The organism is Bradyrhizobium australiense, assembly GCF_013114825.1.
Lineage (GTDB): Bacteria > Pseudomonadota > Alphaproteobacteria > Rhizobiales > Xanthobacteraceae > Bradyrhizobium > Bradyrhizobium australiense.
In genome coordinates, this window is sequence record NZ_JAAVLX010000003.1 from 124150 (window position 1) to 147764 (window position 23615).

Here is a 23615-nt window from a genome sequence, read left to right on the forward strand (position 1 = left end):
CTCGCGGCGGAGAGCTACGATGCGGGTTTATACAGTGCACGCCCCCGTGGGTGACGGCGCCGACCTGGCGGCGGCCGATAAGTTCGTCTTCGTTCGTGACGGCTTCCATTTCTGGGCTGCGGTTGCGAGCGTGATCTGGCTCCTTTGGCATCGGCTTTGGCTGGCATTGATCGGCTGGACCATTCTGATAATTGCGATCCAGTTCGGAATGTCGGCTCTCGGAGCCACCCGCGGCACGATCTTCACCGTTGACGTCCTGATCGCCATTCTGATGGGGCTCGAAGCGACCAGCTTGCGGCGCTGGACACTGTCTCGGCGCAAATGGCGCCAGCTCGACATCGTGGTCGCCGACGACCAGGAAGCGGCCGAACGTCGCTTCTTCGAGCGCTGGGCTGCGAAGCAGCGTGGCTTCACCAATGACCAATACGCGGTCGATCGCGGCGCGCCGCCGCCGACCCGCAACATTGCGGGCCAGCCGTTCTCCAAGCCGCCGCCGATGCCGCAGGGCGGAATCATCGGTTTGTTTCCGGAGCCGGGAGGTCCGCGATGACCGTCGCGATCGTCGATTACGGTTCGGGCAATCTTCACTCGGCGGCAAAGGCGTTCGAGCGGGCGGCGCGGAGCATGGAGGAGCCGCAGAAGGTCATGGTGACGCGCGATCCCGACGCGGTGTTCCGCGCCGACCGCATCGTGCTGCCCGGCGTCGGCGCCTTCGCCGATTGCCGCCGCGGCCTCGATGCCGTGGACGGCATGCTTGACGCGATGTCCGAAGCGGTGCGCGTCAAGGCGCGGCCGTTCTTCGGCATCTGCGTCGGCATGCAGTTGATGGCAACGCGCGGAAAAGAGCATGTCACGACCGACGGCTTCAACTGGATCGAGGGCGACGTCGAGAAGATCTCGCCGTGCGACGAAAATCTGAAAATTCCGCACATGGGCTGGAACACGCTCGACTTGGTCCGCGAGCACCCGGTGCTGGAGCGCCTGCCGCTCGGGCCGAACGGCCGCCATGCCTATTTTGTGCATTCGTATCACCTCAATGCCTTGAACGAATCGGATGTGCTGGCACGCGCCGACTATGGCGGCCCGGTGACGGCGATCGTTGGCAAGGACACCGCTATCGGCACGCAGTTTCACCCCGAGAAAAGCCAGCGTTTCGGCCTGGCTCTGATCTCGAACTTTTTGAAGTGGAAGCCGTGATCCTCTTTCCTGCCGTCGACCTGAAAAACGGCCAGTGCGTGCGCCTCGAACAAGGCGACATGGCGCGCGCGACCGTGTTCAATCTCGATCCCGCGGCGCAGGCCCGCGCCTTTGCCGAGCAGGGTTTCGAATATCTCCATGTCGTGGATCTCGACGGCGCCTTCGCCGGCAAGCCGATGAACGCGCTGGCGGTCGAAGGGATGCTCAAGGCCGTTACCATGCCAGTGCAGCTCGGCGGCGGCATCCGCGATCTCAAGACCGTCGAAGCCTGGCTCGACAAGGGCATCGCGCGCGTGATCATCGGCACGGCGGCGGTACGCGATCCGGAGCTGGTGAAGAGCGCCGCGAAAAAGTTTCCCGGCCGCGTCGCGGTCGGGCTCGACGCGCGCGACGGCAAGGTCGCGGTCGAAGGCTGGGCCGAGACCTCGCAGGTGACCGCGCTCGAAATCGCGCAGCGGTTCGAGGATGCCGGTGTCGCCGCGATTATCTTTACCGACATCGCCCGCGACGGTTTGCTGAAAGGCCTCAACCTCGATGCGACCATCGCGCTGGCCGAGCGCATCTCGATTCCGGTGATCGCCTCGGGCGGCTTTGCTTCCATTGAGGACGTCAAGGCGCTGCTCGAGCCGCGCGCCAAAAAGCTCGCCGGCGCCATTGCGGGCCGCGCGCTCTATGACGGCCGGCTCGACCCCGCCGCAGCTTTGACGCTGATCCGCAACGCGCGCGCCGCGGCCTAGGAGTTTTGCGATGTTCAAGGTCCGCGTGATCCCCTGTCTCGACGTCAAGGACGGCCGGGTGGTCAAGGGCGTCAATTTCGTCGACCTGCGCGACGCCGGCGATCCCGTCGAAGCGGCGATTGCATACGACGCGGCCGGCGCCGACGAATTGTGCTTCCTCGACATCACCGCGACCCACGAAAACCGCGGCACCATGCTGGATGTCGTGCGGCGCACGGCGGAAGCCTGCTTCATGCCGCTGACGGTCGGCGGCGGGGTCCGCACCATCGATGACATCAAAACCCTGCTGCGCTCCGGCGCCGACAAGGTCTCGATCAATTCGGCCGCCGTCGCTAACCGCGAATTCGTCAAGCGGGCGGCGGAAAAATTCGGTGAGCAGTGCATCGTGGTCGCGATCGACGCCAAGCGGGTCAAGCGCGGCGGCGGTTCGGACCGCTGGGAGATCTTTACCCATGGCGGTCGCAACTCCACCGGGATCGACGCCATCGAATACGCCCAGGAAGTTGTCTCGCTCGGCGCCGGCGAAATCCTGCTGACCTCGATGGACCGCGACGGCACCCGCCAGGGCTTCGACCTGCCGCTCACGCAGGCCATCGCCGACAGTGTCCCCGTACCGGTCATCGCCTCCGGCGGCGTCGGCAATCTCGACCACCTCGTCGACGGCATCCGCCAGGGCCACGCCACCGCGGTGCTGGCGGCCTCGATATTCCACTTCGGCGAATTTACCATACGCCAAGCCAAGGAGCACATGGTGCGCGCCGGGCTGCCGATGCGGCTCGATCCCTGACGACTCCCTCTCGCAAAAGTGCTAAGTCCTTGCCCGGGACGGCGACCCGGCCTTTGGCCGGGCGCGAGTGTTGAGTTCGGTTGATGTCGCGTTTCACGATCCATGATCTGGCCGCCACCATCGATGCACGGGCCGCATCGGGAGGAGAGGCGTCCTACACCCGCAAATTGCTCGACAGGGGCGCGGAGCACTGCGCCAAGAAGCTGGGCGAGGAAGCCGTCGAGACCGTGATCGCGGCAGTCGAGAACGACCGCAGCCACCTGATTGCCGAAAGCGCCGATCTGCTGTTTCATTTGCTGGTGCTTCTGAAGGCGCGGGGCGTGAAGCTTGAAGAGGTCGAAGCCGCGCTGGCGCAGCGGACGTCGATGTCCGGGCTCGAGGAGAAGGCGTCGCGCAAGCGCGACTGACCGCGAGGACAGCTGATGGATATCCGGGCTCCCGACCAGCAATATAACCCCTACCGCGTCTTCACCCGCGAGCAGTGGGCGCGGTTGCGCGACGACACGCCGATGACGCTGGAGCCGGGCGAATTCGAGCGGCTGCGCTCGATGCATGACCGCCTCGACCTGCAGGAGGTCGAGGATATTTACCTGCCGCTGTCGCGCCTGTTGTCGATCTATGTCGACGCCACGCACCGGCTCTATCAGGCGCAGCGCCAGTTCCTCGGCATCCGCGACCGCAAGGTGCCCTACATCATCGGCGTCGCCGGTTCGGTCGCGGTCGGCAAATCGACCACCGCGCGCGTGCTGCAGGCGCTGCTCGCGCGCTGGTCGCCGCGTCCCAAGGTCGACCTGGTGACAACAGACGGTTTCCTGTTTCCCAATGCCGTGCTCGAGCGGCAGGGATTGATGCAGAAGAAGGGCTTTCCCGAGAGTTACGATCTGCCGATGCTGCTGTCGTTTCTCTCCGACATCAAGGCCGGGCGCCGGCCGGTGCGGGCGCCGGTCTATTCGCATTTGGTCTACGACATCGTGCCGAACGAGTGGATCGAGGTCGACCGCCCGGACATCCTGATCGTCGAGGGCGTCAATGTGCTGCAGACCGGCCGTTTGCCGCGCGACGGCAAGGCGGTGCCTGTCGTGTCCGACTTCTTCGACTTCTCCGTCTACATCGACGCCGAGGAGCCGGTGCTGCGCGAATGGTATGTGCGGCGCTTCCTGGCGCTGAGGGACACCGCGTTCCACGATCCCAAATCGTATTTCCATCGCTATGCGGTGCTCTCCGACGAGGAGGCGACCGCTACGGCGATCGCGATCTGGGAGCGCACCAACCTTGCCAATCTCGAGGACAACATCCTGCCGACCCGTCCGCGCGCGACGCTGATCCTGAAAAAACGCGCCGATCATCTCGTCGAGACGGTCGCGCTGCGGCGGCTGTAAGGCCTCGAACTTCGTAGGGTGGGCAAAGGCGCACTTGCGCCGTGCCCACCGTCTTCTATCCGATCGGTGATTGACATGGTCGGCACGCTTGCGCTTTGCCCACCCTACAAATTCACCTCACGCCGCGATGTGCCGTGACGCGACGAGCCCGGCGAGTGCCTCGGCGAGCTTTTCGCGGTCGAGCGGCTTGATCAAGAATCCGTCCATGCCGGCTTCGAAGCAGGCGTAGCGATCTTCCACCAGGGTGTTGGCGGTGAGCGCCAGGATCGGCGTCCGGCTACCCGGTTCGCCGGATTCGAGGGTGCGAATCCGCTTGGTGGTTTCAATGCCGTTGAGCTGCGGCATCTGGATGTCCATCAGGACGAGGTCATAGGGGCTGCCGGCGGATTTCGCCGAGAGCCAGGACTCCAGCGCCTCTTCGCCGTTGGTGGTGATGACGGCGTGATGGCCGAGCCGGCCAAGCAGCGAGCGGATCAGCAGCGCATTGATCTGGTTGTCCTCGGCAACCAGGATCGATAAGCCCTTGGCCGACGGAGCTGCGGGCGTCTCGCTCGGGTCGATTGCCGGCTCCAGGCTCGGCGCAGCCACTTCCGGCGCGGCCATCAGGCGGGCCGCGAGCGAGGCCGCGCGCAGCGGCTTGACGAGATAGCCGGTGAGGGCGGACGTGGCGGATGGTTGCATTTCATGCCGCGTCGCCGGCGTAAACATCACGATGCGCTGCGCAGCATGTAGGCGCGCGGCTTCGCCGAGCCGTTCGATTTCGGCCAGTCCCAGCGCGTGATCGATCAGCACGGCGTGCCAGGGGCGCTCGGGCAGCAGGGCCTCTGCGACGGCGGCGTCGGATATCATGCAAGTCTGCCCGCCCCATCGCTGCAGCCGCCGCGCGGTCAGCGAGGCCTCGATGCTTGCGGGCGAGACCAGCATGATCGAATGGCCGGATAGATCCGGCGCCGCAAAGGAGGTTTGTTCGCCGCCGGCAGCGGCAAGGGCAAGCGACACTTCGAATGCCGAGCCCATGCCCGGCGTGCTCTCCAGCGTGATGCGGCCGCCCATGCGCTTCACGATGCGGTCGGAGATGCTGAGGCCGAGTCCGGTGCCGCCATAGCTGCGCGCGATCTTGTCGTCCGCCTGCTCGAACTCGCGAAAGATCCGCTCGCGCGCTTCGGGGGCGATGCCGATGCCGGTATCGCGCACCAGGAAACTGATTTCATTGGGCCAGATGCCGGGCTCGACGATCAGCGCGACGCCGCCGGTCGAGGTAAACTTGATTGCATTACCGGCAAGATTGAGCAGCACTTGCCTCAAACGCGCCGCGTCGCCGACCACGTGGGTCGGCAGCCGTTCGTCGACATAGGCGGCTACCTCGATCTTCTTGGCCTCCGCGCGCGGCGCCAGTAGTTCGGTGATGTCCTCGATCAGGCCCGACAATGCGAACGGGCGGTGTTCGAGATCGATCTTGCCGGCCTCGATCTTGGAATAATCCAGCAGTTCCTCGATCAGCGAGAGCAGCGCATCGCCGGAGGTCTTCACCGCCTTGACATAGGTCGCCTGTTCCGGCGTCAGCGGCGTGTCGATCAACAGGCCGCTCATGCCGATGATGCCGTTTAGCGGCGTGCGGATCTCGTGGCTCGCCATCGCGAGGAAGCGCGACTTGGCGCGGCTTGCCGCGTCTGCCTGGTCGCGGGCCTCGGTCAGCGCGCGTTCGCTCTCGGTGCGATCGGTAACGTCGCGGCCGACGCTTTGCATCTCTGCCGGTCCCCCAGCGTCGTTGCGAACGAGGCCCTCGCGCCACGCGATCCAGCGCGGACCGAGCGGCCCCTCGATCCGCTGGTCGTGAACGCGGGTGCCGCTCGGTTCGAGCGCGGTATCGCCCTGTTCGAGAACGGTAAGCGCGAAACGGCTGCCGATCAGCGCATCGCGCGGCATTTGCGCCAGCTCGCAATAGGCGTCGTTGGCGTAAGTGATGCGGCCCTCGCCGTCGCGCAGAACGATCAGGTCGCCCTGCGATTCGAACAGCCGCCGGCTACGCTGCTCGGCTTCCTGCAATTCCCAGTTCCGGTCGGCCAGCGCTTCATTATGCAGCGCAACCTTGCGCATCTTCTTGCGCAGCAGGCGGAGCCGGACGCTGAACGTGGCGAGTGCGACGCAGGCGATCGCAAACAGGAAGGCGACGCCGATCGCAAAAGAGTGCGGGTCATAGCCGGAATTTTCCGTCTTGGCTCCGGCGATGAAGCCATAGGCACTGCCAAACACGACCGAGAAGATCATGAAGGAGCGCAGCGCGAAGGTGAGCCAAGGATGACGGCGGCCGAAGCGACGAAAGCGAAGTTTGATCCGGAAAGTCCGCCCCATTGCCAATGACCCTGCTGCTTGAATTGAACCGGCCTGCTTCGCCGCCTCTCTCAGGCAGACGATGCGTCGCCGACGTTGCAAAGTGCTTGAGGCTCCCAGCGCGTAACAGTCGCGATGAGAACAGGGTGAATGAAGTGTTAAAGCGACGCCGCTTCGATGCGGTGGCGGTCGCCGCGGGCGCTGACGATCAGGGCGGCGGCATCGAGCAGCGAAAAACTCGTCGAGGACACGAAGATGCGGTAGTCGGCCGGTCCATCCCTGGAAAGATAGATCACGGGATCGGAAGCGGAGGGCTTCCGGGAGATCGTTACCAGAAGCGGCGGCGCGTTGCTCTCGCAGGCGCCGGCTTCGGCCGTATCGATGTCGTCGATCACGGTGAAGTCGGCCGCTTCCGCGTCGTCGGAAATCTGGACCCGCACCGTTGCGCGGCCAGGATCGCTGGTGAAACTGACGTGCCGGTGCGCCTGCCAGGAGAGGGCGGCGATCTGGACGGAAGTGCCTGATATTTCGATGCAGGGCCGCGGACCGGCCAAGAACTCGCCGCGCGCGAACAGGGCGACAATTGCCAGCGGAATCACCGAGGCCAGAATCTTCAAACGCAACATGACACGCTACTCGTTCGCCATAAACCCGCGACACGGGGCTTATGGTTGGCAGAGGGTAAAGGAAACTAGTTACCGCCATGTTGACGCCGGTTGTTTTTGGTTGATCCGGCATCCTGATCGCGAGTGGAACGAAGCGATCCCACGTTGCAGTCGCATAGTAAGATCTCATACCCCACGTATGCGGAGTATCCAGTACGCCGGGGTCTTTCGGTTCGATCACTGCCGTCTCTGGAATACTGGTCGCCCGGTCAAGCCGGGCGATGACAACGGAATGTGCGTTCGCTATCTCGCGGCGCATTGCGCCCGAGGTTTGCTCTCAACCTTCCCGCCCTCCGATTCAGAGGGCGCAGGGAAGACCGGGTGCGCGCCGCACCCGCGGTCTCGTGTGCAAAGTGCGCAAAAGAAAACGCACACGAGCATACAGGTACAGCGGGAGCATCCCGGCCTTCCCTGCGCAGTGGCTTTACGGCTTACTTCGAGCTCTCCCCGGTGAACGGCTCTTTTGCCACCGTCGCTCCGCGAGCTAACCCGCGAAACTTAGCGCCAGCACCGACGCCAGGACCACACGACTTCGCCGTACGCGTCAGGCGCCACCGTCTTGCGCGCCATTCGCGTCCACCGCATCCCACCGCACGTTCGTGACGATCGCGAGCCGCCCCTCCATCGGGTGAGACGGGCGGAGTTATGCGGCTGATTTGCCATACGCGTTAAGCGAAATATTTTTGATTCTTTTGCTTCTTGGGCTTGACACGATTTCGGAAAATCAGAAGTGATTTGCCTGTCGTCGGGTTGTTGCAGTTGCAATTGGCCGCCGTCATTCTACGACGTGCAGTCGCGCATCATAATTCGCGCCAAAGAGGCTCGCCCCTGAATGACGAGTGGATAGACCGTCTAAGCCGCCCGCCGCAGATCTTCTGCCAGCGCGCGATAGGACAGCGCTTCCGCCAGATGCAGCCGGCCGATCTTTTCCGCACGATCGAGATCGGCGAGCGTGCGCGCGACGCGCAGCACGCGGTGATAGCCGCGCGCGGTCAGCTTCATGGTTTCGGCGGCATCGCGCAGTAGCTTTTGCCCTTGCGCATCTGGCTGCGCGATCGTCTCCAAAAGCGAGGCTGGCGCTTCGGCATTGGTGCGGATGTGCGGCATGCCGGCCGCGGCATAGCGCGTGAGCTGGATGTCGCGCGCGGCGGCGACGCGGGCCGCGACTTCTGGCGAGCCTTCAGAAGGCGGCGGCAGGATCAGGTCGGCGGCGGTCACCGCCGGCACCTCGATGCGCAGATCGATGCGATCCATCAGCGGGCCGGAGATGCGCATCTGATAGTCCGACGTGCAGCGGTCGACCGGTGCGCGCCTGCAGGAATAGCCGGGATCATAGGCCTGGCCACAGCGGCAGGGATTCATCGCCGCGACCAGCATGAAGCGCGCGGGGTAAGTGACGCGGTGATTGGCGCGCGACACCGATACCTCGCCGTTCTCCAGCGGCTGGCGCAGCGAGTCCAGTACGCGCGGATCAAACTCCGGCAGTTCGTCGAGGAACAGCACGCCCTGATGCGCTAGCGAGATTTCGCCGGGCCTTGCGCGCAGCCCGCCGCCGGTCAGCGCGGCCATGCTGGCGGAATGGTGCGGCGCGCGGAACGGTCGCCGCGCGGTCAATGCGCCGTCGCGGATTTCGCCGGCGACGGAAGCGATCATCGACACTTCCAGAAGTTCAGACGGCGACAGCGGCGGCAGGATCGACGGCAGTCGCGCCGCCAGCATCGACTTGCCTGCGCCGGGCGAGCCGATCATCAGCAAATGATGCCCGCCGGCCGCCGCGATCTCTAGCGCGCGCTTGGCGCTCTCCTGGCCCTTGATGTCGCGTAGGTCCAGATGCGTCGCTTCTGGCTCGTGCACTTTCGGCTGCGGGCGCGACAGCACCTGTGTGCCCTTAAAATGGTTGGCGATCTGGATCAGCGATTTGGCGGCGATGATCTCGATGTCCGGGCTCGCCCAGGCCGCTTCCGTCCCGCACGCCGCGGGACAGATCAGCCCCTCTTCGCGTGCATTCGCCCCGATCGCCGCCGGCAACACGCCCGCGACGGCGGCGATCGAGCCATCAAGCCCAAGCTCGCCGAGCACGGTAAAGCCGTTGAGCGCATCCGGCGGGATCGCGCCGATCGCCGCCATCAGGCCGAGCGCGATCGGCAGATCGTAATGGCTGCCTTCCTTCGGCAGATCGGCCGGCGCGAGGTTGACGATGATCCGCCGCGCCGGCAGCGCCAGCCCCGAGGCGATCAGTGCCGAACGCACCCGCTCCCGCGCCTCCGACACCGCCTTGTCGGGCAGACCTACGATTGCAAACGCTGGTAGTCCCGGCGCGACCTGCACCTGCACGTCGACCGCGCGAGCCTCGATCCCCTCAAACGCTACGGTAGATACGCGCGCTACCATGCTGCCCCTCGTGACGCAATCGAAGGTAGCGGGGAACCGGAGGGTAAGTCAAGAACATTAGAAGAACATTGTGTGCAAAAGGTCTAGCAGCGCACATTCTGCATCGACAGACCGGTGCTGAACCGGATCGCCAATATTTCGACCCGCAACGGGGTGCCTAGCGCTCCGTTCGCATGTACGGGCTCTGCTCGGAAATAAGCTTCAGCGCCGGATCATCGGCGAGAGTGCGCGCTGCCTCTGTCTTTGCAGGGCTCACATTCTCGTGGCTAGCCCGGAAGCTCCAGACGCCAAACCAGACGACGAGCATTCCCGCGCCGATCGCTATGATATCTTTGGTCATTTGCCGGGCCTCCAAACTGGCTGCCAAGCGGCTGAGATGTGGACCCCTTTATTTCGGCTTGGGCGCCGGCTGGTCCTGTGGCCGGACGCTCATGTTGCTCTCGGGCATCTTGTCGCGGCCCTGGTCGCTATTTTCGTCCCTCCCGCCCGAGGTGGAAGTTCCGCTACCGCTCGGGTTGGACGTACTTGCCCCGGTGGTTGCATTCGGCGCGGCGCTGGGATTTGCCGAACTGGCGGCGGGATCGCCGGTCGTAGATCCCCGCCCGCTGGGGGCGCCCTGCGCCAGGGCGAACGTGCAACTGCCAAGCAATACGCCCAGGATGATCGCGATGCGTTTCATGGTACTTCCTCTCTGAGGAAAAACCAATTTCGGCGGTCCGCGATGGTTCCTAAAGTACGCCCTTTCGATTGGAGTTCTCTAAGGCTCGCCTGAACCGCGCGCACGGCGGGAGCGCATCGATGATCCGGGGCCAACCGCCGGTCAGCCCCGGGGGGAGCATGGATCTCAGAGCTGCATGTTCATCGGCTCAGGATAATACCTGAAACCATCGCCGTTCTTGGCGACGTGGCCGTAGCCTGGCCAGGCGAAGTGATAGGACATGACAGGGATCTTCTGAGCCGCGAGCATGTCCAGCATCTTCACCCGCGAGGAAGCTGCCTGCTTCGGGTCGGTGTCGTAGGAGAACTCCATCCGCGGTTTCTCCAGCAGCAGCACCGCGTGATGCGAGAGGTCGCCGAGGAAGCAGAAGGATTTGCCTTTCGAACTGACCATGAAGATGGTGTGGCCGACGGTGTGGCCGGGAGCTGAGAGCGCGGTCACGCCCGGCAAGAATTCCTGGTTGTCCTTGATGAACACGATGCGGTCGCGCACCGGCATCAGGTTCTTGCGCGCGTGAATGACAAAATCCTTCAGCTGGCTGCCGAGCTTGCCTTCATCGGTCCAGAAATCGAAATCGCTCTGTGCGATGTAGACCTGCGCGTTTGGGAATAGCGGCTTGTCGTCGGCGCCGACCAGGCCACCGATGTGGTCGATATGGGCGTGCGAGCACACCACGGCGTCGATATCTTCAGGCTTGATGCCGGCCGCCGCCATGCTCTTCTGCTGCTGGCCGGTGGTCGGGCCGAACGCCTTCGAGGTGCCCATTCCGGTGTCGAACAGGATCAGCTTGTCGCCGGTGTTCACGATCGGCGAGTTCTGCTCCAGCACGACGTTGTCCGGATTGAGGAAGTTGTCGGACAGCATCTTCTTCACTTCCTCCTTCGGAACGCCGGTAAACGTGCCGGAGGGATCGCCGAGCGGCAGCGGGCCGTCGGAGACAACAGTCACTTCGGCGTTGCCGAGAACGAAGCGGTGCCAGTAGGGCGTCTGCGTGCCGAGTTTTGGTGCTTTTGCCAACGCGCTGCCACCGAGCATCGTTGTCGCACTGAGCCCGGCGCCGAGCGCAAGCAAAGATCGTCGCGAAAGATTCGTCGTCATGCGGCTTCCTCCACTAATTTATTGATTGCAGTACGTGCCCGGACGGATTCATCCGTGCCTACAGGCTGCTCCCGCTTCCCGAAATTGGCAAGTGGGATGAGGAGACACGACAGGGATGCGAAAATGACGATGACGCGCCGCGGCGTTTGGCGAACCGTTTATTCTCGATGGTATCCCACATTTCCGCCGCGACATGGGCCCCCGAGCCGCGACTAATGACGACGATGTCGCGCGCGGCGTATCGCGTTGAGGCGTTGTTGCAGGAGAGGATTTCGATGATTACTGCGTCGACAGCTACCAATCGTAGTCGTCGTACATCCACTCCCTTGGGTATCGAGGCCGCGCTCTCGCTTGCGGCGGCGACCGCTCTGGTTTGCGCAAGGTCGGGGCTGGCTGCGTCGGAGGCGGTGATGTTTTGGGCGGGTTCTGCTCAGAAACCTTTGCGAGCGCGCGTTTCATCTCTTCCTGGCTCGCCTTCAGCTGCGCAATCGCTTTTGAATTGTCGCTGGCCATTTGTTGCTGGTTCGCCTTGAGCTGTTCGATGGTTCGCTCCAGGTTCGCGAGGTCGCGCGCGATCGTTTGCAGCAACTGTGTCTGTTCGGGAAGCGCGGCGGTCGTTGGCGGCGAGGCGTCTTGCGGTGGTGCGGCCTGAGCCAAGGTCGGTGCTTGCGGTGGTGCTGCCTCCGCCGCGGTCACCTGAACGGTAGATGGAGCAGGCTGCGCGGGCGATGGCGGATTTTCCGGCGGCAATGGTGGCGATGAAACGGGCTGCGGCGCCCACCAAGCGACAACCAGCTTGGCGCCGCCGCCATAGGACGACTGCAAAACCAGGGCAGCGACAATGATGCACGCCGCCAGGGGCAAGGCAGCGAGTGTCCGGAGCGCCGGCCTTTTTTCCGGTAATAGCGGGGCAGGTCGGGCCGAAGGCGGATGCGCAGTATCGCGCTCCATTTTTGCAACCTGCTCAGTCAAATGCGCGAGCTGCTCATCCGCGCGTTTGATCTGTTCGCGGGCGTGCGCGAGCCTCTCATCGGCGCGCGCGACCGGAGCATCGTGGGATTCAGTTTCTTTCGGTGTAGGTGTGGAGTTCATTGGCGTTTCCTTTCCGTCCAATGTCATCCGACGGTGGCCGGCCGAGCATCCGGCAGCGCTCCGTGCAGTCTTGCCCAAAGAATGGCCGCATGATGGTAGATATGGGATCACATCGCGATAGCATCGTAGAATCCAGGGGCCACTCCCGGCGGCGTAGCAGAACGGTGCCGCGGCTCTCCTCGTCGGTTCCAATCTGCCGGCAGGAGGCGCACGCAATTCATCCGGCTCAAATCCGGTCGCGTATGAGCGCGCTGCGAATGAGTCGGTCGATAGCGCGCCGGCGAAATTATTTCCCGGCGCGCTTCTTCTCGATGGTGTCCCAGATCTTGCCGGCGACGTCCGCGCCATTGAGACGCTGAATCGCCCGGATGCCGGTCGGCGAGGTCACGTTGATCTCGGTGAGGTTGCCGTCGATCACGTCGATGCCGACGAACAGCAATCCGCGTTCACGGAGCGCAGGTCCCAGCGTGTCGCAGATCTCGCGCTCGCGCGGAGAAAGTTCGGTGGCCTGCGCGGCACCGCCGCGCACCATGTTGGAACGGAGGTCGTCGGGGGCGGGGACGCGGTTGACGGCGCCGGCGAACTCGCCGTCGATCAGGATGATGCGCTTGTCGCCGTGCTTCACCTCGGGCAGGAAGCGCTGAATCACCCAGGGCTCGCGGAAGGTGACCGAGAACATGTCGAACAACGAGCCGAAATTCATGTCCTGCGGCATCACGCGGAACACTGCGGCGCCGCCATGGCCGTGCAAGGGCTTCATGACCACGGCGCCGTGCTGGTCGCGGAACGAATTGATCTCGTCAAGGTCGCGCGAGATCAGCGTCGGCGGCATCAGCTGCGGAAAGTTCATCACGAACAGTTTCTCCGGCGCGTTGCGCACCGAGGCTGGGTTGTTCACCACCAGCGTCTTCGGGTGGATGCGCTCGAGGAAATGGGTCGAGGTGATATAGGCGAGGTCGAACGGAGGATCCTGTCGCAGCAGGATGACGTCGAAGACTTCGAGCGGCTCGCGCTTGGGCTCGCCGAGCGTGAAATGATCGCCGATCTCGTCGCGCACGGTAAGATGCTGGACCGGCGCCAGCAGCTCGTCACCGCGGAGCGAGAGCTTGTCCGGGGTGTAATAGGAAAGGCTGTGGCCGCGCTTCTGCGCTTCCAGGAGCAGCGCAAAGGTCGAATCGCCGCGGATGTTGATGCGCGCGATGGGGTCCATCTGGACGGCGACATTCAGTTTCATTGGAGTATCCGGCTCTCTGGAGGGAAATCTTGCTTACACGCTGGCGTCGAATGCCGCTAACAGGTGGCGTGGCAGACGCCGGGGCGCAATCAGGACCGCGTCAAATCGAAGCTCGAATTCGGCATGCTCGGGGTGCGCCATCAGCCAGGCTTGGGCGGCGTCGATGATGCGGGCCTGCTGGCGCGCCGTGACGGCGTAGGCGGCGTCATCGAGGCTGGCTCTAGCCTTGACCTCGATAAAAGCAATCAAACTGCGCCTCCTCGCCACCAGGTCGATCTCGCCATAGGGGGTGCGGAAGCGCTTTGCCAGAATGCGATAGCCCTTGGCCATCAGATAGGCCGCGGCGCGGCTTTCGGCGGAAAGCCCGGTGCGAAAGGCCGCGACCCGCTCGGGCGCGGCGAGTTTGGCGGGCGCATCGGGCGGCGTGGCGCCGTCAGTCTTCGCCATCGCTGCCTCTTGCTCGCTTGGCGGCTTCTTTGGCGAGCTCCAGCGCGCGGGCATAGACCTCGCGGCGCGGCCGCCCCGAAAGCTCGACCGCATGCGCCACGCTGTCCTTGACGCTTTCGCGCGCCAGCGACGATCGCAGCAGGTCGTCGAGGTCATGTTGGGGCATGACATCGGCGTCCTTGCGCGGCGGGCCGATCACGAGCACGAACTCGCCGCGGGTTTCCAGCGTATCGGCGGTCTTGGCCAGCTCGGTGATGGGGGCACGCTTGATGTCCTCGTGCAGCTTTGTGAGTTCGCGGCAGATCGCGGCGTCGCGCCCGGCCATGATCTCGGCGAGGTCGGCGAGCGTTTCCTGCACGCGGTTGCCGGATTCGAACATCACCAGCGTGGCATCGATCCTCGCCAATTCGGCCAGCCGCGTCCGTCGTGAGACTTGTTTGGCCGGCAAAAATCCCTCGAAGTAAAACCGGTCGGTGGGCAGTGCTGCGACCGAAAGCGCCGTCAGCACCGAGGACGCACCGGGCACCGCGATCACGGCGTGGCCGGCCGCAGAGACCTCGCGCACCAGCTTGAAGCCGGGATCGGAGATCAAGGGCGTGCCGGCGTCCGATACCAGCGCGATCGACGCGCCCTGCGCCAGCCGCTCCAGGATTTTCGGCCTTGCCATCGCCGCGTTGTGCTCGTGATACGGCTTGAGCTCTGCCGAGATCGCATAGCGCTCGATCAGGCGGCGGGTGATGCGGGTGTCCTCGCAGGCGATGATATCGACGCCGGCCAAGATCTCCAGCGCGCGCAAGGTGATGTCGCCGAGATTGCCGATCGGGGTTGCTACCAGATAGAGGCCAGGAGCCGGCTTCGCGGCATTCAGAATGTGGCCGCCAATCAGAAATGTTCGGTTGGCCGAACCTGGATCGGTATCGAAGCCGTAGCTTGAACTGGGCTTTGCGCGCATCACGGCAATCTAAAGCGGTCTTGGTGCAAGCGCTATATCTGGCGGGATGGCGGCAAAACCGAAGTTCCCGGCATTATGCGGCGAGATCGTAATCCTTTTGTTTTGGTTAACTAATCCTCGACAATATGCAGAATCCCGCAGGTTGGGTTCAGTAGCGGTTCAGGTGCCTCGGCCCAGAAAGCCGGAATCCTGACCGACGGCGGTCGGTCAAGAGAAGAGACAGATGGTAGGTCCGCTCAATCGTAAGCCCGGATCCTCGGTTCCGTGCCCGTCAAGCCCGACCCGGCGGACGGCACTCGGTCTAATACTCGGAGCACCGCTGCTCGGCGGCTGCGCCGGCGGCCCGGTTTCCAATCCGTTCGGCCCGTCCGCGCCCGAGGGGCCCCCAGGCCCGCAGCAACAGCCGCTTGCGGTCGGCACCGGGCAGGTCAAGGTCGGCCTGATCCTGCCGCTCTCGGCCGCCGGCAATGCCGGCGTCGCCGCGCAATCGATGAAGAATGCAGCCGAAATGGCGTTGGCGGAATTCCAGAATCCGAACATTCAGCTTCTGATCAAGGACGACGGCGGCAGTCCGCAGGGCGCCCAGCAGGTCACCCAGCAGGCGCTCGGCGAGGGCGTGGAAATCATTCTAGGCCCGCTGTTTGCGGCCTCGGTGCCGGCGACTGCGCAACTGACCCGCGCACGCGGCATTTCGGTGATCGCGTTCTCGACCGATTCCAGCGTCGCCGGACGCGGCGTTTATCTCCTGAGCTTCCTGCCGGAGTCCGACGTCAATCGGATAGTCGATTATTCGGCCAGCATCGGAAAGAAATCGTTTGCGGCGCTGTTGCCCGACAACGCCTATGGCAACGTGGTGGAAGCGGCGTTCAAGCAGGCGGTCGGCCGCAAGGGGCGCATCGTCGCTTTCGAGAAATACACCGCCGATCGCGCCGGGGCGGCGCGGACGGTGGCGCAGTCGCTCGGCTCGGCGGACGCGCTGTTCATCGCCGACGACGGCGAATCGGTCGTGGCGGCGGCGGATGCCTTGACCGCGGCGGGCGCGAATTTGCGCAATATCCAGTTGCTCGGCACCGGGCTCTGGGACAACCCGCGCGTCTATGCAAGCGCGACGCTGCAGGGCGGGCTCTATGCCGCGCCGGATCCGTCGGGCTTCCGCGCCTTCTCCGGCCGCTATCGCGCCAAATACGGCGCAGACCCCGTGCGCACTGCAACGCTGGCTTATGATGCAGTCGCGCTGGTTGCTGCGCTGTCGAAGCAGCAGGGCGGCCAACGCTTTGCGCCGGAGACGCTGACCAACCCATCTGGCTTCGCCGGCATCGACGGCCTGTTTCGATTCCGCTCCGACGGCACCAACGAGCGCGGCCTTGCGGTGATGAAGGTCGCCAGCGGCGGCAGCACGCCGGTCGCGGGTTCGCCGAAAAGCTTTGGGGCGTGATGGCCGCGTAGCCCGGGTGGAGCGAAGCGCAACCCGGGGACTGTCTCGGAAGCGGATACACTTTTCCCGGATTGCGCTTCGCTCCATCCGGACACAGCTTTGCGTTACGCCGCGAGGTCCGCCACCACGGCGTCCAGCACTGGAAAACCGTCCTTGGTCACCCGCAGCCTGCCGTCGGCGTCGACGGAAATCGCGCCTTCCGCGCGCAGGATGGCGATCCGGTTCGGGTCGAGCGCTCGGCCTGACAATGCCGCATAGCGGCGCGGATCGATGCCTTCGGCGAGCCGCAGCCCCATCAGCAAAAATTCGTCGGCGCGTTCTTCGCTGTTGAGGTGATCGTCCGTGATGACGCCATGGCCGTTGGCCTCGACGCGCATCAACCAGGCCTCCGGGCGCTTCTCGGTCGCGGTCGCGTGTCGTGCACCGTCAACGTTGAGCCGGCCATGCGCGCCGGGGCCGATGCCGGCATATTCCTCGCCGCGCCAGTAGACCAGATTGTGCTGGCATTCCGCACCTTCGCGGGCGTGGTTCGAAATCTCGTAGGCCGGCAAGCCGTGCTGCGCGCAGACTTCCTGTGTCACGTCATAGAGCGTGCGCGCCACCGCCTCATCCGGTGTCTTCAGTTTGCCGGCGGCATGCAGGCCGAAGAACGGCGTGCCTTCCTCGATGGTGAGCTGGTACAGCGAGAGATGCTCGGCGGCTTCGGAAATCGCGAGCTTCAGTTCATCCGCCCACATCTGCGGCGTCTGGTCGGGGCGAGCGTAGATCAGGTCGAACGAGTAGCGGTCGAACGCGGTGCGCGCGATCGCGACCGCATCGAGCGCCTCGCGCGCGCTGTGCAATCGTCCGAGCGCCTTCAGCGAGGCGTCGTCGAGCGCCTGCACGCCAAGCGAGACGCGGTTGACGCCGGCTGACCGATAGCCGCGAAACCGCGTCGCTTCCACGCTGGTCGGATTGGCCTCCAGCGTCACCTCGACATTGCCGGCGACGCGCCAGTGCTTACCGATCGCATCAAGAATCGCGCCGACGGTGTGCGGCTGCATCAGGGACGGCGTGCCGCCGCCGAGAAAGATCGACGTCACGGTTCGCCCCGGCGCCCGCGCCGCCGTGGTTTCGATCTCGCGGGCGAAGGCGCGGGCAAAACGCTCCTCGTCAACAGGTGCGTGGCGGACGTGGCTGTTGAAATCGCAATACGGGCATTTCGACAGGCAGAACGGCCAGTGCACGTAGACGCCGAAGGCATCTCTGGGGCGGGGTCGCTCGCGACTAGCCAAGGCAGATCTCCGCCAGTTTGACGAAGGCGCGGGCTCGGTGCGATAGGCCGAGGCCCAAAGGCGGCAGACCGTGCTTCTCAATCGAGGTCATCTCGCCAAAGGTCCGCGTGTGCCCGTCGGGCAGGAATGCCGGATCATAGCCGAAACCGGCGGTGCCGCGCGGTGGCCAGACCAGGGTTCCATCGGCGCGCGCCTCGACTTCCTCGAGATGGCCGTCCGGCCAGGCGACGCACAGGGCCGAGACGAAATGCGCTGTTCGGCGATCGGGCGTGGTCGCGCCGCGCTCCTGTAGCAGCCGCTCGATTCTTGTCATCGCCGCCATGAAATCCTTGCCCTCGCCGGCCCAGCGCGCCGAATAGATTCCGGGCGCACCATCGAGTGCATCGACCACGAGACCGGAATCATCGGCAAAGGCTGGCAATTGCGCGGCCTTCGCCGCCGCGATCGCCTTGATCGCCGCGTTCGCCCGAAACGTCTCGCCGGTTTCCTCGGGCTCGCCGAGACCCAGTTCGCCCGCGGAAACGGCCTCGACGCCATGCGGCGCCAGCAATTCCCGCATCTCGGCAAGCTTGCCGGAATTGTGGGTCGCGATCACGAGCCGGCCGGTGATTCGACGGTGCATGTGCGATCAGACTACGCCACAGCCAGTTTCTGCAAGTCCACCAGACGCGCGACACCCTTGCGCGCCAGTTCCATCAGCGCCAGGAACTCGTCCTGCGAGAACGGCGTCTTCTCGGCGGTGCCCTGCACCTCGATGATGCGGCCATCGCCCGTCATGACGAAATTGGCGTCGGTCTCGGCCTCGGAATCCTCGGCATAATCGAGGTCGAGCACCGGCGTGCCCTGATAGATACCGCAGGAAATCGCGGCGACATTGTCGCGCAGCACGCTGGCTTTCAGCATGTTTCGGTTCTTCATCCAGCCTATGCAGTCAGCCAGCGCCACCCAGGCGCCGGTGATCGAGGCCGTGCGGGTGCCGCCATCGGCCTGGATCACGTCGCAATCAACCGTGATCTGGCGCTCGCCGAGCGCTTCAAGGTCGACGGCCGCGCGCAAGGAGCGGCCGATCAGCCGCTGGATCTCGACCGTGCGGCCGCCCTGCTTGCCGGCCGCCGCCTCGCGCCGGGTCCGCTCCAATGTGGCGCGCGGCAGCATGCCGTATTCGGCGGTGACCCAGCCGCGGCCTTGGCCCTTCAACCAGGGCGGCAGCCGTTCTTCCAGCGTGGCGGTGACCAGCACATGGGTGTCGCCGAACTTCACCATGCAGGAACCTTCGGCATATTTGACCACGCCGCGTTCCAGCGACACGGGGCGCAACTGATCGGGCGCACGGCGGCTCGGCCGCATGGGGAATCCTTTCAAAAATCGACGAAAATTCGTTCGCGGTGCTTGTAGGAGGGGGAACGGGCAGCGGCAAGGGTTTTTGCCTTGTTTCGGAATGGAGGTTCGGTTCTGACGGATCAAACCGAACCTCTATCGTCTTATTCTGACGCGTTTTCTTCACGCGAACCGGCATCCACCCCGGATCAAATCCGGGGCAGGCTTTCGCTCGAAAACGCTATGGCGAAGGCGGCGCTTGTCATCGGCTCTCTGGATCGACAAATTAGGGGGTATCAGGGAGTTAACAGTGGCCCACCACGATCCGATTGGCCTGATCGCGCCGCATGCGGGGCTCGCCCAGCTCAATGAGCGTTCGCGTGATATTTTTCGCCAAATCGTCGAGAGCTATCTCGCGACCGGCGAGCCAGTCGGCTCGCGCAACATCTCGCGCCTGATCGCGGTGCCGCTGTCGCCGGCTTCCGTCCGCAACGTGATGTCGGACCTCGAGGCGCTCGGCCTGATTTATGCGCCGCATACCTCGGCCGGCCGCCTGCCCACCGAACTCGGCCTGCGCTTCTTCGTCGATGCGCTGATGCAGGTCGGCGATCTCACCGAGCCCGAGCGGGAATCGATCCAGAACCAGCTTGCCTCGGTCGGCCGGGCGCAATCGGTCGAAGCGGCGCTCGGCGAGGCGCTGACGCGGCTGTCCGGCCTGACCCGCGCGGCTGCGGTGGTGCTGACCGCCAAATCCAATTCGCGGCTGAAACACATCGAATTCGTCCGGCTGGAGCCGGAGCGCGCGCTGGTCGTGCTGGTCGGCGAAGACGGCCAGGTTGAAAACCGCGTGCTGACGCTGCCGCCCGGCGTGCCCTCGTCGGCGCTGACGGAGGCGAGCAATTTTCTCAATGCGCGGATTCGCGGCCGTACGCTCGCTGAAGCACGCCTCGAACTCGAAACCGCGATGGCGCAGAGCCGCATCGAACTCGATCAATTGACGCAAAAGGTGATCGAGGCGGGCATTGCGAGCTGGTCGGGCGGCGAAAACGAGGACCGGCAGTTGATCGTGCGCGGGCACGCCAATCTGCTGGAGGATCTGCACGCGCTGGAAGATCTCGAACGCGTAAAATCGCTGTTCGACGATCTCGAGACCAAGCGCGGCGTGATCGATCTGCTGGGCCGGGCCGAGCGCGCCGAAGGCGTGCGGATCTTCATCGGATCGGAGAACAAGCTGTTCTCGCTGTCCGGTTCCTCCACCATCATCGCGCCCTATGGCGACGCTTCAGGCCGCATCGTCGGCGTTCTCGGCGTGATCGGGCCGACCCGGCTGAACTACGCGCGGGTGATTCCGACGGTGGATTACGCCGCCCGGATCGTCAGCCGGATGCTGGGCGGCTAATCCGCCACGAATCGACCCCAATCCTGGCTTTGTTGTTTTGACGCATTTTCTTCACGCGAACCGGGGCCCAACCCCGGATCAAGTCCGAGGGCGTGCTTCGCTCGAAAACGCTATGGAACGCTTGATTTTCGGCCTCTAAAGCACGATATCCGGCTCAGCAAATCCCCATCCAACCAGATGCGTTTTTTGAGAAGGTAGTCTTATGACCGATCCTAACCGGCCGAGTGACGACGGGGCACAACCCGCCAACCAGACCGGCGAGCCCGTGGTCTCAAAACCCTACATCATGCCCGACGACCCCGAGGAAGGGTCGGTAGAGGCGTTGACGAAGGAAGCGGCGGAAGCGCGCGACAAGATGCTGCGCACGCTGGCGGAGATGGAAAACCTGCGCAAGCGAACCGCCAAGGAAGTCGCCGACGCGCGCGCCTACGGCATTACCGGCTTCGCCCGCGACATTCTCGAAATCGCCGACAATCTGCAGCGCGCGCTCGATGCCATGCCGGCCGAAACCAAGGCCGGCGCCGATCCGGCGCTGAAGGCTTTCATCGAAGGTGTCGAGCTGACCGAGCGTTCGCTGCTGAACACGCTGGAGAAGAACGGCGTCAAGAAGTTCGATCCGTCGGGCGAGAAGTTCGATCCCAACTTCCAGCAGGCGATGTACGAAGTGCCCGACCCGTCCGTGCCGCAGGGCACGGTGGTTCAGGTTGTGCAGGCCGGCTTCATGATCGGCGACCGCGTGCTGCGGCCGGCACTTGTCGGCGTCTCCAAGGGCGGCGCCAAGGCTGCGCCAGCGGCCAACAATGAGCCGAACAACGCGGCGTAAGCTGTGCTTGCCCCTGATCCTGAGGAGCGGCGTTAGCGGCGTCTCGAAGGATGAAGGCCCCAGTCGGGACATATGGTTCGAGACGGCGCTTGCGCGCCTCCTCACCACGAGGGTTTGCCGGGAAGCCCGGGCCTAAACCGCGATATCCTCGGACTTGATGCGCTTGACACCGGCCTTGGTCATGTCGGCCCAGGCTTTTGCGAGCGAGCCCTGGGTGTCGATGCCGCGGCAGGCGTCCTCGATCACATAGGTCTCAAAGCCGGCCTTGCGCGCATCGAGGGCACTCCATGCCACGCAGAAGTCGGTCGCGAGGCCGGCAAGGAACACCCGCTTCACCTTGCGCGCGTTCAGGTACGCGGCGAGCCCCGTCGTGGTCTTGCCGTCGGCCTCGGTGAAGGCCGAATAGCTGTCGACGTTCTTGTTGAACCCCTTGCGAATGACGAGCCCGGCATGCGGGATCGAAAGGTTCTTCGACAGCGACGCGCCCTCGGTGCCCTGCACGCAGTGATCGGGCCATAGCACCTGCTTGCCGTAGGGGAGATCGATGGTTTCGAACGGCTTCTTGCCGGAATGGGTGGATGCGAACGAGATGTGGCCCGCGGTGTGCCAGTCCTGCGTCATCACCACATTGGCAAAGCCCTTGGCGATGCGGTTGATGATGGGAACGACCTGATCGCCGTCCTTCACTGCGAGGCTGCCGCCCGGCAGGAAACAGTTCTGGACGTCGATCACCAGCAGCGCCGATGCGTCGTCCGGCTTGATCGGAGAGGCCCGAAGTTCGGTTGGAATGCTTGACATCGCCGTCCCTCCCAAAGCTGCGCCGAGCCCGGCGAGAATTTGCCTTCGGTCGAACATGGTGCATCTCCCTGTCGAGGACCGGGAGCCAGCAAATCAGGTCGCCGCGAAAGCGTAAAGCAGCTTTACGCGGCGCTTCGCGACTGAATCTTCGGCATCGCGGGCGGCCAGACCTCGAATTCCGCAATCAGCCCCGCGGATGAATTCCGTCCCGCACGGCGCGGAAGCGCGGAAAGGCCTTTGTCCAGTCGTCGCGCGGCGAAGAGCCGATGATGCGCATCGAGGTCTGGGCGCCGAACCGCAGCCACTGCACGATCGTAACAGGTGTATTGTCCTTGCCGCTGATGGCGTCGATCCGCGTCTCGTAGCCGGGCTGGCCATCGATGCGGACCGGCTCGGACATCGTGATACGCCCGTCGCGTACGCCGGGAATAGTGGTGGCGATCTGCTGGGCAAAGCGGCCGCGATCGTCAGGCGACGCTGCCGTCGAGCCGATCAGGCCGATGATCATGAAGGGCGCGACCTCAAAGCCTTTCTTTTCGTCGCTGTCGGAGAGAATGAGGGCTGCGCCCGGCGCCAGCGTGCGGACGTTCTTGAAGCTCGAGAGCTCGCTGATCTTGAACGGCATCAGCCCGAGTTGCTCGTCGACCGGCACCTCGATGCGGATCACGGCGGATGCGAACATCTGGCGCACGGCATCGTCGGTATAGATCTTCGAGGCGTTCTCGGGTACCTGCACGGCGACGTAGCCGGAGAAGGTAGGACCGGGCAGGATCATCGAATAGCGGCGCACATTATTGGCCCCGTCCTTGGCATTCTCCACGGTGTAATAGGCGAGACCCGCCGCGGTCTCGATGCTCTCCGGCTTGATGCCGCCGGTGCCTCCGGGATTGGCCTTGAAGGCATTGGCGACCTCGCCATAGGCCTCCGCCGGCAGGTCCGCGACCAGCACCTTGACGCCCTGATCCTCGGTCTCGAAGCCGATGAATGATTTAGCTTTGTTGAGGCCGACCAGCGGCGTCATGCCGACTCTGGCGCCCGGCGGAAAGACCGGGTCGGCGGCAAACGCGGAAGTGGCAACGGCAGAAGATACGGCGGCAACGATCAGGGCAACCGCAGCGAAGTAGCGAAGGGGCTTCATGGAGGATCTACCGGGTTTGCATGGAGGCCGTTCAGTGGCCGGACGATGCAGCGCGTGGAATCTCTAGTGGAATCTCTGGCCTCGGGGTACGACAGGGTCGTTCCAGTCGGCCCGCTTTTAGCGGTTTTGATGTCCCTGCAACAGGGCAGGGTAGGCGTCCGTTCCCCTGTTACGTTCCGATATCTCAGCTTTTTTGCGGCTTTCTGCCCGGTCTTCGGGCTCTTTTTGAGGCGCCTCCAGCGGCCAAATACCGCTCCCCTCGAACGCGTCCCCGGCCCGGGTCGATAGGCCGATACCGCAGTGCTGCGCAACGTCTCCGCGGCGCGATCGATGAGCGGCCTTGCCGATTTCTTAACCGCGCTCCAGGCACTGGCCCCGTCCCGCCCCGGGCTGACATATTCTT

Annotated in this window: 24 protein-coding genes; 9 read left to right on the forward strand and 15 right to left on the reverse strand. The window is 64.3% G+C overall.

Features of this window, described 5'->3' with window-relative positions; all coding sequences use genetic code 11:
- The first annotated feature begins 19 nt into the window (after positions 1-19).
- The 6 genes from HCN58_RS07715 to coaA all read left to right on the forward strand — a co-directional run bounded on the left by HCN58_RS07715 (position 20) and on the right by coaA (position 4100).
- The gene (locus tag HCN58_RS07715) at positions 20-550 is read left to right on the forward strand and encodes a DUF2628 domain-containing protein (protein ID WP_171578777.1); all 531 of its coding nucleotides are present in this window, start codon (positions 20-22) and stop codon (positions 548-550) included.
- Entirely contained in the window at positions 547-1197 is a 651-nt protein-coding gene (gene hisH, locus HCN58_RS07720) for an imidazole glycerol phosphate synthase subunit HisH (protein ID WP_171578778.1), read from the forward strand. Before HCN58_RS07715 ends, hisH begins: the two co-directional genes overlap by 4 nt.
- The gene (gene hisA / locus HCN58_RS07725) at positions 1185-1934 is read left to right on the forward strand and encodes a 1-(5-phosphoribosyl)-5-[(5-phosphoribosylamino)methylideneamino]imidazole-4-carboxamide isomerase (RefSeq protein ID WP_171578779.1); all 750 of its coding nucleotides are present in this window, start codon (positions 1185-1187) and stop codon (positions 1932-1934) included. The genes hisH and hisA overlap by 13 nt, the downstream gene beginning before the upstream one ends.
- 10 nt (positions 1935-1944) lie before the next feature.
- The gene (gene hisF, locus HCN58_RS07730; protein WP_171578780.1) at positions 1945-2721 is read left to right on the forward strand and encodes an imidazole glycerol phosphate synthase subunit HisF; all 777 of its coding nucleotides are present in this window, start codon (positions 1945-1947) and stop codon (positions 2719-2721) included.
- An 83-nt stretch (positions 2722-2804) separates the two neighbouring features.
- Positions 2805-3128, forward strand: coding sequence for a phosphoribosyl-ATP diphosphatase (locus tag HCN58_RS07735; protein ID WP_171578781.1), 324 nt, complete (start codon positions 2805-2807; stop codon positions 3126-3128).
- 15 nt (positions 3129-3143) lie between these two features.
- Entirely contained in the window at positions 3144-4100 is a 957-nt protein-coding gene (gene coaA / locus HCN58_RS07740; protein ID WP_171578782.1) for a type I pantothenate kinase, read from the forward strand.
- Between the two features lie 117 nt (positions 4101-4217).
- Here coaA and HCN58_RS07745 read toward each other — a convergent pair whose 3' ends face one another.
- The 10 genes from HCN58_RS07745 to rsmI form a co-directional block, all read right to left on the reverse strand.
- Positions 4218-6452 (reverse strand): PAS domain-containing hybrid sensor histidine kinase/response regulator, encoded by a 2235-nt coding sequence (locus HCN58_RS07745; RefSeq protein ID WP_171578783.1) that lies wholly within the window; start codon positions 6450-6452, stop codon positions 4218-4220.
- A gap of 137 nt (positions 6453-6589) precedes the next feature.
- Positions 6590-7057 carry a hypothetical protein gene (locus tag HCN58_RS07750; RefSeq protein ID WP_171578784.1) on the reverse strand — a complete coding sequence of 156 codons (468 nt, stop codon included), beginning with the start codon at positions 7055-7057 and terminating at the stop codon, positions 6590-6592.
- An 891-nt stretch (positions 7058-7948) separates the two neighbouring features.
- The gene (locus tag HCN58_RS07755) at positions 7949-9487 is read right to left on the reverse strand and encodes a YifB family Mg chelatase-like AAA ATPase (protein WP_171578785.1); all 1539 of its coding nucleotides are present in this window, start codon (positions 9485-9487) and stop codon (positions 7949-7951) included.
- Between the two features lie 157 nt (positions 9488-9644).
- Positions 9645-9827: a hypothetical protein gene (locus HCN58_RS07760; RefSeq protein WP_171578786.1), complete on the reverse strand. Its 183-nt coding sequence runs from the start codon at positions 9825-9827 to the stop codon at positions 9645-9647.
- A gap of 48 nt (positions 9828-9875) precedes the next feature.
- Entirely contained in the window at positions 9876-10166 is a 291-nt protein-coding gene (locus tag HCN58_RS07765; RefSeq protein ID WP_171578787.1) for a hypothetical protein, read from the reverse strand.
- Positions 10167-10331: 165 nt separating this feature from the next.
- Positions 10332-11303 (reverse strand): MBL fold metallo-hydrolase, encoded by a 972-nt coding sequence (locus HCN58_RS07770; RefSeq protein WP_171578788.1) that lies wholly within the window; start codon positions 11301-11303, stop codon positions 10332-10334.
- Positions 11304-11597: 294 nt separating this feature from the next.
- A complete protein-coding gene (locus tag HCN58_RS07775) occupies positions 11598-12416 on the reverse strand; it encodes a hypothetical protein (protein WP_171578789.1) in 819 nt (272 codons plus the stop codon).
- Between the two features lie 265 nt (positions 12417-12681).
- The gene (gshB, locus tag HCN58_RS07780) at positions 12682-13629 is read right to left on the reverse strand and encodes a glutathione synthase (protein ID WP_171578790.1); all 948 of its coding nucleotides are present in this window, start codon (positions 13627-13629) and stop codon (positions 12682-12684) included.
- A 33-nt stretch (positions 13630-13662) separates the two neighbouring features.
- Positions 13663-14076 carry a YraN family protein gene (locus HCN58_RS07785; RefSeq protein ID WP_171578791.1) on the reverse strand — a complete coding sequence of 138 codons (414 nt, stop codon included), beginning with the start codon at positions 14074-14076 and terminating at the stop codon, positions 13663-13665.
- Positions 14063-15028, reverse strand: coding sequence for a 16S rRNA (cytidine(1402)-2'-O)-methyltransferase (gene rsmI / locus HCN58_RS07790; protein ID WP_171578792.1), 966 nt, complete (start codon positions 15026-15028; stop codon positions 14063-14065). The genes HCN58_RS07785 and rsmI overlap by 14 nt, the downstream gene beginning before the upstream one ends.
- 223 nt (positions 15029-15251) lie before the next feature.
- On the opposite strand from rsmI, the gene HCN58_RS07795 reads away from it, so the two are divergent.
- Positions 15252-16463: a penicillin-binding protein activator gene (locus tag HCN58_RS07795; RefSeq protein WP_171578793.1), complete on the forward strand. Its 1212-nt coding sequence runs from the start codon at positions 15252-15254 to the stop codon at positions 16461-16463.
- Between the two features lie 104 nt (positions 16464-16567).
- On the opposite strand, the gene hemW is transcribed toward HCN58_RS07795, so the two are convergent.
- The 3 genes from hemW to rph are packed head-to-tail and all read right to left on the reverse strand — an operon-like array spanning position 16568 to position 19084.
- Positions 16568-17737, reverse strand: a complete 1170-nt coding sequence (gene hemW, locus HCN58_RS07800; protein WP_171578794.1) for a radical SAM family heme chaperone HemW — start codon at positions 17735-17737, stop codon at positions 16568-16570.
- On the reverse strand, positions 17730-18359 hold the full coding sequence (gene rdgB, locus HCN58_RS07805; protein ID WP_171578795.1) for an RdgB/HAM1 family non-canonical purine NTP pyrophosphatase: 630 nt from the start codon (positions 18357-18359) through the stop codon (positions 17730-17732). The genes hemW and rdgB overlap by 8 nt, the downstream gene beginning before the upstream one ends.
- 11 nt (positions 18360-18370) lie before the next feature.
- Positions 18371-19084 carry a ribonuclease PH gene (rph, locus tag HCN58_RS07810; RefSeq protein ID WP_171578796.1) on the reverse strand — a complete coding sequence of 238 codons (714 nt, stop codon included), beginning with the start codon at positions 19082-19084 and terminating at the stop codon, positions 18371-18373.
- Positions 19085-19364: 280 nt separating this feature from the next.
- Between rph and hrcA the strand changes: the two genes are divergently transcribed.
- Both hrcA and grpE read left to right on the forward strand, forming a co-directional pair.
- Entirely contained in the window at positions 19365-20453 is a 1089-nt protein-coding gene (gene hrcA / locus HCN58_RS07815; RefSeq protein WP_171578797.1) for a heat-inducible transcriptional repressor HrcA, read from the forward strand.
- 202 nt (positions 20454-20655) lie between these two features.
- Positions 20656-21276 carry a nucleotide exchange factor GrpE gene (grpE, locus tag HCN58_RS07820; RefSeq protein ID WP_171578798.1) on the forward strand — a complete coding sequence of 207 codons (621 nt, stop codon included), beginning with the start codon at positions 20656-20658 and terminating at the stop codon, positions 21274-21276.
- A gap of 132 nt (positions 21277-21408) precedes the next feature.
- Here grpE and pncA read toward each other — a convergent pair whose 3' ends face one another.
- Both pncA and HCN58_RS07830 read right to left on the reverse strand, forming a co-directional pair.
- Entirely contained in the window at positions 21409-22131 is a 723-nt protein-coding gene (gene pncA / locus HCN58_RS07825) for a bifunctional nicotinamidase/pyrazinamidase (protein ID WP_171578799.1), read from the reverse strand.
- A gap of 127 nt (positions 22132-22258) precedes the next feature.
- Positions 22259-23212 (reverse strand): hypothetical protein, encoded by a 954-nt coding sequence (locus HCN58_RS07830; protein WP_171578800.1) that lies wholly within the window; start codon positions 23210-23212, stop codon positions 22259-22261.
- Between the last annotated feature and the right edge of the window lie 403 nt (positions 23213-23615).

Excerpts from the sequence above, each read along its gene's own strand:
- HCN58_RS07715 (WP_171578777.1), top strand. The coding sequence starts at position 20 with ATGCGGGTTTATACAGTGCACGCCCCCGTGGGTGACGGCGCCGACCTG.
- hisH (WP_171578778.1), top strand. The coding sequence starts at position 547 with ATGACCGTCGCGATCGTCGATTACGGTTCGGGCAATCTTCACTCGGCG.
- hisF (WP_171578780.1), top strand. The coding sequence starts at position 1,945 with ATGTTCAAGGTCCGCGTGATCCCCTGTCTCGACGTCAAGGACGGCCGG.
- HCN58_RS07735 (WP_171578781.1), top strand. The coding sequence starts at position 2,805 with ATGTCGCGTTTCACGATCCATGATCTGGCCGCCACCATCGATGCACGG.
- coaA (WP_171578782.1), top strand. The coding sequence starts at position 3,144 with ATGGATATCCGGGCTCCCGACCAGCAATATAACCCCTACCGCGTCTTC.
- HCN58_RS07745 (WP_171578783.1), bottom strand. The coding sequence starts at position 6,452 with ATGGGGCGGACTTTCCGGATCAAACTTCGCTTTCGTCGCTTCGGCCGC.
- HCN58_RS07750 (WP_171578784.1), bottom strand. The coding sequence starts at position 7,057 with ATGTTGCGTTTGAAGATTCTGGCCTCGGTGATTCCGCTGGCAATTGTC.
- HCN58_RS07755 (WP_171578785.1), bottom strand. The coding sequence starts at position 9,487 with ATGGTAGCGCGCGTATCTACCGTAGCGTTTGAGGGGATCGAGGCTCGC.
- HCN58_RS07760 (WP_171578786.1), bottom strand. The coding sequence starts at position 9,827 with ATGACCAAAGATATCATAGCGATCGGCGCGGGAATGCTCGTCGTCTGG.
- HCN58_RS07765 (WP_171578787.1), bottom strand. The coding sequence starts at position 10,166 with ATGAAACGCATCGCGATCATCCTGGGCGTATTGCTTGGCAGTTGCACG.
- HCN58_RS07770 (WP_171578788.1), bottom strand. The coding sequence starts at position 11,303 with ATGACGACGAATCTTTCGCGACGATCTTTGCTTGCGCTCGGCGCCGGG.
- gshB (WP_171578790.1), bottom strand. The coding sequence starts at position 13,629 with ATGAAACTGAATGTCGCCGTCCAGATGGACCCCATCGCGCGCATCAAC.
- HCN58_RS07785 (WP_171578791.1), bottom strand. The coding sequence starts at position 14,076 with ATGGCGAAGACTGACGGCGCCACGCCGCCCGATGCGCCCGCCAAACTC.
- rsmI (WP_171578792.1), bottom strand. The coding sequence starts at position 15,028 with ATGCGCGCAAAGCCCAGTTCAAGCTACGGCTTCGATACCGATCCAGGT.
- HCN58_RS07795 (WP_171578793.1), top strand. The coding sequence starts at position 15,252 with ATGGTAGGTCCGCTCAATCGTAAGCCCGGATCCTCGGTTCCGTGCCCG.
- rdgB (WP_171578795.1), bottom strand. The coding sequence starts at position 18,359 with ATGCACCGTCGAATCACCGGCCGGCTCGTGATCGCGACCCACAATTCC.
- rph (WP_171578796.1), bottom strand. The coding sequence starts at position 19,084 with ATGCGGCCGAGCCGCCGTGCGCCCGATCAGTTGCGCCCCGTGTCGCTG.
- grpE (WP_171578798.1), top strand. The coding sequence starts at position 20,656 with ATGACCGATCCTAACCGGCCGAGTGACGACGGGGCACAACCCGCCAAC.
- pncA (WP_171578799.1), bottom strand. The coding sequence starts at position 22,131 with ATGTTCGACCGAAGGCAAATTCTCGCCGGGCTCGGCGCAGCTTTGGGA.
- HCN58_RS07830 (WP_171578800.1), bottom strand. The coding sequence starts at position 23,212 with ATGAAGCCCCTTCGCTACTTCGCTGCGGTTGCCCTGATCGTTGCCGCC.